Origin of the sequence: Noviherbaspirillum sp. (genome assembly GCF_036846085.1) — a bacterium.
GTDB lineage: Bacteria > Pseudomonadota > Gammaproteobacteria > Burkholderiales > Burkholderiaceae_D > Noviherbaspirillum.
Genome location: NZ_DAIUCO010000245.1, coordinates 1 through 8095, shown reverse-complemented (window position 1 = coordinate 8095; position 8095 = coordinate 1). Strand labels below are relative to the sequence as shown.

Sequence of the window (8095 nt, the reverse complement as noted above, 5' to 3'; positions counted from 1 at the left end):
TCCTCGTACCCCAGCGAGCGCACGTGAACCAGAAAGGGAACCGGCGCGGCGGGCAACGTCAGGTAGGTGATGCCCAGGCCCGAGCCCAGCCCGAAACACATGGCCTCGGTCAGTGTCGTGCCGTGGAACTCGAGCAGGTCCCGGATGGCCGAACTCCCGCAATGGCGCCCGGGCCGATGGGGAATGGCGAGGGCCGGTGCCGTGTCTGCTGCGTGTAGTGTCACTATCGATTTACCCTTCCTGAAGACTGATGAATAAACCCGGACACCTGCCGTTCTTCCGCCGCACTCGGCGGTGGCGCGACGGTTGCCCGGGTTAGCCGAAACGCTGCACGGGCGGCCGGCGCCCGCCTCAGGCGGCCTGCGCCAGCGTGCGGTCGCCGAACACCGTATCCGAGGCCAGCATCGGGTCCTCGTGCTTCCGGTACTCGGCCAGCCAGGCCTCGACCTTTTCGGGCATGCCGGTGTCCATGGGATGGAAGCCGGGTCGGAACCAGTCCAGGTAGCGCGGCACCAGACGGGTCAACAACCCTCTGGGGCCATACAACCGGTTGAGCCCCTTGGCGATGAGCAGAGGGCGGCGGCTCATGCCGTCGACCTTCAGCATGTGCCAGGCCACTGAACCGACCACCAGATGCACCACGGCAGTGCCGCCGATCAGCGCCGCGGCGCGCGTGAAATAGCCGCCTCCCGCTGCCGTCTCGTACACATCAAAGGCCACCGCCTTGTGCTCGACCTCTTCGACACCGTGCCACATGAACATGGCCCGCATGACCGGATGGGCATGGCGGAACATCTCCCCGTCGCCCTCCATGAAGCCCTCTCCCAGCGTGGCGGTGATGTGCTCGAAGGCGGCGGTCAGGGCCAGCTGGTGCTTGGGCGACAGATGGGTCTGGAAGAGACGGATGGCCATCTTGAGGCGGGCAACAATCTTGTCGACGTTGACGCCCTGCGCCGCCATCACGGCGTTGTAGGTGTCGTGCACGATGCCGTGATGGGCTTCCTGGCGGAAGAAGTGGCGGATGTCTTCTTTCAGCTTCGGATCGGTGACCCGGTCCTGATAATTGCGCACGGACTGGATGAAGAATCGCTCTCCGTCCGGAAAATGTACGGACAGGGCATCAAAGAAGCGGGTGAGGACAGGATCGCCGTCGTTCCAGAAGACCGGCACGTCTCCGACATCAAAAGAGGGTTTACGGGGGGTGATGGCATGCGGCTTGGCCATGGAACCAACTCCTGCACTGGCTAGACTGTATTGGTCGTGCACAAAGGCGATGTTCGGCAAGGTAAAACACGCATGGGTTGCCGATGAAGCCCAAATATCTTGGTCACACGGCCAAATGTCAAGGTGAATTCCGCTGAAAAGCTGCCGCCCGGGAAGTCGCCAGCGGCAGTCGCTGAAAAGGAGAAGCCGGGTTAGCGCCGGGGCAAAAGTGGTCCCGCGGTCGGATGGCCTAGCCGTTGCGGTCCGCGGCAACCGTATTGATCGTCCGCGCGAGGCGATCCGTGTAGAGCTGGGTAACCGCCTGCTCGATCGCCCGGTGGGCCTCGGCCAGCACCACGGGATCCACCAGCCGACGCAGTTGCAGGATGAGCTCGGCAATGCGGGCCACATCCTCGGCCGGGGGAATCTGCGTACCGTAACTGTCGATGGCCCTGGCCAGGCGCCACAGCACATCATCCGCCGTGCGCTGCATATGGGTCCGCAGCCGCTCCGCGACATCGAGCAGGTCCGGCAGGCCGATGCCACTGCGCACCAGGCCGGCAGCCGCCTCCAGCATCAGCACGTCAGCCACGCGAAAGCGGGCTCCCTCGGGCTCGAGGTACTGCAGGTGGACAGCGCGCTCAAGCAGCTGGCGGGGCAGGCTTTTCAGCCCGAACATTCGCATGAGCTGGGCACGCGTCACGGTTCCCGGGGTCGCCCCCTGAGGCGACTGCCCGAGGGGCGCCGTGATTGCCTCGTCCAGACCGATCAGGTCGCGCACGTTGCGCCCGCTTTCCGCCGCGGCGATCAGCTCCTGGATGCTGGCGAGGCTGTAACCGCGCTCCTGCAGGCGCAGCACCAGGCGCAGACGGTACAGGTGGGCAGCGCCGTAGAGCGCGCTCCGGCCCAGCTTGACCGGCGGCGGAATCACGCCCCGCTCCTGGAACGCGCGCAGGTTGCGCACCGAGGTCCCGGCCATTTGCGCCAGTTCATCGACCGTCCAGCCGCCTTCCGGCGGCAGGGGGGGCGCCTCCGGCTCCGCGCTCTCGACAGAGTGCTGTCGATCAGCGCGGGGGGGCCCGGAGCGGGAAATCGTAGCCATCGCGAGGCTCCAGAATAAGGCGGCAGGAAGAGTCCCTTACTTTACAGGGCCGGTGCGGGAGCGTCTTCCGCAGCGGCCTCGCGGCGCGGTCACCCTGCCCTGCTTGCCGTTCACGGGGCCGGGCCGGAAACGCTGCAGCGCCAACGGAGGCGGGCCCCAAGCTCAGAAGGGACGCTGCCGCCGGCAAGCGATGCACGAGCACCAAGGCTACCGCCCCCTGAGTCTCCGGACTCTGGCTTTTCCCTGTGGAGCAACGACCTATCAGCGCCGCGGTTGCGTCACGCTTCCGCCAGGACAAAGCGTGCGGCCTGCTCGCCGATCACCATGCAGGGGGCATTGGTGTTGCCCCCGATCAGGGTCGGCATGATGGAGGCGTCGGCCACGCGCAGCCGGCCGATCCCGTGCACGCGCAGGCGGCTGTCCACGACGGCCAGGGTGTCGTTGCCCATCCGGCAGGTCCCCACGGGGTGGTAGATGGTCTCGGCCCGCTGGCGGATGTCTTCGCGCAGCGCATCGTCGTCCTGCTGATCCGCGCGCGGGGAATCGTCGCCACCATAGGCGGCCGAGAAGGCGGCGGTATGGAAGAACCGCCGTGTCAGCTTGACGCCTTTCAGCAGCGTTTCCATGTCCTCCGGATCGTTCAGATAGCCAGGATCGATCAGCGGCGCTGCACGCGGGTCCGCGCTGGCCAGACGGATGCTGCCCCGGCTCCTGGGCCGCAGCTGGCAGACATGGATGGTGCAGCCGAAGCCCGGGGTCAGCTGTCGCCCATGGTCCCTAAGCAGGGCAGGGATGAAGTGGAGCTGGATGTCCGGCCGCTGCGGGTCGCCGTTGACACTCAGGAATGCTCCCGCCTCAGCAGCATTGCTGGCCAGAAAGCCCTTGCGCGCCGTGAAGTAGCGGAAGAGGTCCCGAATCAGCCGGGGCAGGAACAAGGGAGACACGGCGATGGCGTGACGCGTCTTCTCTCTGACGATGAGGGTCATGTCCAGATGATCCTGGAGATTCAGTCCCACGCCGGGCAGATGATGGTGGCAGGCGATCCCGTGGCTGGCGAGGTGCTCGCGATCGCCGATGCCGGAGAGCAGGAGCAGCTGCGGGGAGTTGATGGCTCCCCCGCAGAGGATGACCTCCCGGGTGGCGTGCACTAGGCGCCGCTCGCCGGGTGCGCCGGCCGGCTCGTATTCCACGCCAACGGCCTGCCCATCCTCGATGACCACACGCCGAACCAGGGCATGGGTCAGGACGGTCAGGTTGGTGCGGCCCCTGGCCGGCGCCAGGAAGGCTTTGGCCGCACTCCAGCGCCGCCCGTCCTTCTGGGTCACCTGGAAGGGACCAACCCCGGCCTGGCTGGCGCCGTTGAAGTCCGGGTTGAAGGGAAAGCCAAGCTCCTGGCCCGCCTTGATGAACAGCGCCGCCAGGGGATTGGGCTCGGCCACGGCCGTAACGTTCAGCGGGCCACCCTGCCCGTGATGTGCGTCGTCCAGCAGTTCATTGTGTTCGTGCGCCTTGAACAGGGGCAGAACGTCCTGCCAGGACCAGCCGGCATTTCCCGCGGCGGCCCAGTCATCGTAGTCCTGCCGGTGGCCGCGGATATACACCATGGCATTGATGGAGCTGCTGCCGCCCAGCGTCCTGCCCCGGGGCGTGTAGAGCCGGCGCCCGTTCAGGGCGGACTGGGGCTCGGTGTTGTAGCCCCAGTTGTGACGGCCCTCCCGGATAAGGCCGATGACGCCGAAGGGAATATGGATCAGCGGGCTGGTGTCCTGCGGGCCGGCCTCGATCAGGCAGACGCGATGCGCCGGATTCTCGCTGAGCCGGTTGGCCAGCACACAGCCAGCGGAGCCGGCGCCTACGATGATGTAGTCAAAGTTGTTCATTTCTTCTCCAAGGGAACCCGGCTGGCCATGCTGCGCGGTCAATGGTTGTAGCAACTTTTTTGATCACACATTCGACCCATGTCCGGAACAATGACGGAGCCAGCGTGATTGGCTGCATCAGCCAGCTTTTAACTGGGAGTCACGCCGGACAATGCAATCCGCTCCGTCAAGCCGGGTTCTCCTGACACGGGCCACGGCGCTCCCGCCAGCCGATTACCTTGAGCAGCAACACCGGCACAATCAGCAAGGTCAGGAGAGTTGCAGCGATAGTGCCGAATATCAGCGAGATCGCCAGCCCGACGAACATCGGATCGCTGAGCATGACGGCGCTCCCGAGGATAACCGCCAGCGCCGTCAACAGGATCGGTCGCATGCGTATGGCAGCCGCCTCAATCACCGCCTCGCGCAACGGCCTGCCTTGCAGCCGGTACTCGAGCACGAAATCGATAATCAGGAGTCCATTGCGCACGACCACACCGGCCAGCGCGATGATGCCGACCAGAGAGGTGGCCGAGAATTGCTGATCCAGCAGCCAGTGGCCCGGGAACACACCGATGAGCCCAAGCGGGATCGCCGACAGCGCCACCGCCGGCAGGCTGAACGACTGGTAGTACGCCACCAGGATCAGGTACAGCAGTACGATGGCGATCGCAAGCGCACGCCCCATATCCCGATAGGTGTCCAGCATCTGTCGTTGTTGGCCACCCCAAAACACCTGCACGCCGCTCGTGGTGTCAGGAACGTCGCGCGCCAGTCCCATATTGCCAGTGACGAGCCTCGTACCGTCTGGCATTGCCATGCCGTCGAGTCGTTGGTTCAGGTCCAGCACGGCATAGATCGGCGGCGCATCACCCGGCTCACCGGACACGAAGGTCACACGCTCACCGTTGCGACGCTGGATCGGACGCTCGGCTAAATCCCGCTCGACATGCACCAGCGCCGACAGCGGGACTTTCACCCCCTGTGCGTTAGCCACCCAGGCACGCGACAAGAGCGACATGTCTACCTGGTAACGACGCGGAATCGACAAGCGTATCGATACCGGATTCAGCTCGCCCTCCATGTGGACCCGGCCCAATAATTCCCCATCGACCAGTCGGCGCGTCGCGGCGGCCACGTCTGCCACCGTGATTCCCGACATGGCGGCTTTCTCGCGATCAACCACGAGGCGAAGTCGCGCCACGTCCGTTGGCTCCGAATCGATGGCTTCCACGATATTTCTCGTCGACGCAAACTCATGTAGGACCACGCCCGATGCCTGCCGCAACTGCACCGGATCGCGGCCATAGATCTCAGCAAAAACATTGCCTCGCACGGGCGGTCCCGGCGGGTCCTCAACGAGTTGCACCGTCGTGCCCGGCTCTCGAACGGCGATGCTCTGGAGCTTCGGCCGCAATTCTCGCACCACGTCGTGCGATTTCGCAGAACGATCCTCCTTGTCAACAAGGCCTACGCGGATTTCTGCATAATTTTCGCCGCTACGATCAGCAGTTCCACGAAGCATGCCGTTGAAGTCGATGACGCCCGATCGTCCCAGCCACGTCTGATAATGGCGCACCTCGGGAACCCCGCGTAGTACAGCCCCCATTTCCCGAACCATGCGGTCCGTCTGCTCGACAGGGGCCGACGCCGGCAATGTCACCACGATATTGAAGGTGTTCTTGTTGTCACCCGGCATCATGCCCATCTCAAGCCCGAACCACGCCATGGGCGCGTTCACACCGTCCTGCCGGATGAATTGCCAGGCAGGCATTAACAAGGACAGCGCCAGGAGTACGACAACCAGAGTTGCGGTGCGCCGACGCTTCTTCCGGTCATCAACCAGCGCGGTAACCTGTTGACGCAACAGCCGCTCCAGGCGCGCCGAGAGCTTGTGCCCGCCTTCATCTTCATGATTCGCATCGGCTGGTAGCCATTTCAACGCAGCCCAGGGCACTACGGTGTAGGCGACCAGCAGCGAGGCAGCCATTGCCACCGGCACCGTGTAGGCAATCGGATAAAAGAATTGCCCGGACATACCGGTTACCGACATTAGCGAAAGAAACACCACCATCACGGCCAGCGTCGCCAGGTTGGTCGGGTTGCCGATCTCGCGCGTGGCCATGACGGTGGCGGCGCGACGATCCGTCATGCCCGGTTTCAGATAGTGGCGATGCACGTTTTCGATCACCACGATGGCATCGTCGACCAGCAGGCCCAACGACAGGATCAGCCCGAAGAGAGTTACGCGGTTGATGCTGTAGCCTGCGAGGTAGACCATGCCCAGCGTCAGCGCCAGCACCAGCGGGATGCCGATTCCGACCACCAGTGCCTGACGCAGCCCGAGGAATACGGTCACCACCAGAAAGACCGCCACGATGGCCACCAGCAAGTGTTCGATCAACCCGTTGATGGACTGGTTGGCGAACTCGCCGTCGTTGCGCGTCACCACCACGTCGATACCGGCAGGAATGAGATCACGCTGCATGCTCGCCAACCGCGCCAGAATATCCCTGGCAACGAACACGGCATTTGCATCCGCCGTCTTCGCAACGCTAACCGTGACCGCTGGCCGCTCGGCATCCACGGCCTTGCCAAAGCGTGGATCACCCGGACCAAACGCCAGTCGCGTCATCTGCAAACGCTCCGGCGGGCTGCTGTCCGCTACCGTGGCAATGTCGCCGAGATGCACCGGTCGATCGATGTATTTCCCCACCACAATGTCCGATACGTCTCCGACGCTTTTGAAAAAGCCATCGACGAACAATTCCTGCCGCTCACCAGCACTCACGTTACTGCCCAAAGGAGCCGCCACGTTGCCTGCCATCAGCAACTGGCGCACCTGGTCGAGAGTGACGCCGAAAGCCTGCATGCGGTCGGGGTCCAGCTCCACCCTCACCTCGCGGTTGGCGCCGCCGTGTATCTCCAAGCGGCCGGCACCCGGCACCGTGCGCAGGCCGTCGGCCACGCGATCAGCCACCCGCTTGAGCGCGTGGTCGTCGTAGTTGCTCGACACCAGGGTCAGGGTCAAGACCGGGACGTCGTCAACATTCACCCCACGTATCACGATCGGCCCGGCCTCCACCGGCAACAAATCGCGACGGGCGGCAACTCGGTCATTGAGCCGCACCAGGACGTCTTCTTCCTTCTCGCCGGTCTTGAAGGTTACATAGAGAAGTGCGATCGAATTGTGCGCCACTGCATCGATGTCATCGACACCCTCCAGCGTGCGCACCTGCGACTCCAGCGGCCTCACCACCAGCGCTTCGATCTCTGCGGGGGTAGCGCCCGGCATTTCCACGCTGATGCGCGCCGCCGGAACGACGATGCGCGGATTGTCCTGGCGCGGGGTTTCGACGAGCGCCCATGCGCCGATGAGTGCACAGGCGAGGATGAACGCTACTGTCAGCCGCGAGGTGACAAAAGTGTCGGCAAGCAGGGAGGCAAGACTGGCCTTTTCGCCTAAGGATTTCGGCTTGCCCTTGCTCACGGCTCACGCCCCGGTGCCGAAATCCTATGAGCGACACGGTCCCCCTCACGCACCGCCGAGCCGGCGTTCGCCGCCACACGCTCACCCGGCGCGAGACCGGCCAGCACCTCGACGCGATCGGGCCATTCGCGGCCGATGCGTAACCAACGGAATCTCAGTGTTTCCTCTGCATCGACCACGAATACGCCCTGAAGTCCGGCACGCTCAACCAGCAGGGCTTTGCCTATGATCACCGTGTCGCTACGACCCAGCGGAAAATTGGCACGACCGAACATGCCGGGCAGAATGCCAGCTGATGCAGGCAATGCGATCTTGACCGGATAGGTCCGTGTAACCGGGTCGGCCGACCGCACGATGCGGGCGATTCGGCCGGCAACGGGCGACGAAAGACCATCGATACGCACTCCTACCGACTGGCCGACACGCAGTACACTGACCTGC

Annotated in this window: 6 protein-coding genes; all 6 read right to left on the bottom strand. The window is 64.3% G+C overall.

The features are described 5' to 3' along the window. Positions 1-224, bottom strand: a 224-nt coding sequence (locus V7080_RS21180) for a BtrH N-terminal domain-containing protein (RefSeq protein ID WP_334190375.1), incomplete at its 3' end; no start/stop codon positions are given. A gap of 127 nt (positions 225-351) precedes the next feature. Beyond that, complete coding sequence (locus tag V7080_RS21175; protein WP_334190374.1) at positions 352-1224, bottom strand: metal-dependent hydrolase; 873 nt, start codon at positions 1222-1224, stop codon at positions 352-354. Positions 1225-1453: 229 nt separating this feature from the next. Then, positions 1454-2305, bottom strand: coding sequence for a MerR family transcriptional regulator (locus tag V7080_RS21170; protein WP_334190373.1), 852 nt, complete (start codon positions 2303-2305; stop codon positions 1454-1456). Positions 2306-2583: 278 nt separating this feature from the next. Then, entirely contained in the window at positions 2584-4185 is a 1602-nt protein-coding gene (locus V7080_RS21165) for a GMC family oxidoreductase (protein ID WP_334190372.1), read from the bottom strand. A gap of 166 nt (positions 4186-4351) precedes the next feature. Continuing rightward, positions 4352-7654 (bottom strand): efflux RND transporter permease subunit, encoded by a 3303-nt coding sequence (locus V7080_RS21160; RefSeq protein ID WP_334190371.1) that lies wholly within the window; start codon positions 7652-7654, stop codon positions 4352-4354. Next, positions 7651-8095: efflux RND transporter periplasmic adaptor subunit (locus V7080_RS21155; protein WP_334190370.1), on the bottom strand; the 445-nt coding region annotated here is incomplete at its 5' end. The genes V7080_RS21155 and V7080_RS21160, both read right to left, overlap by 4 nt.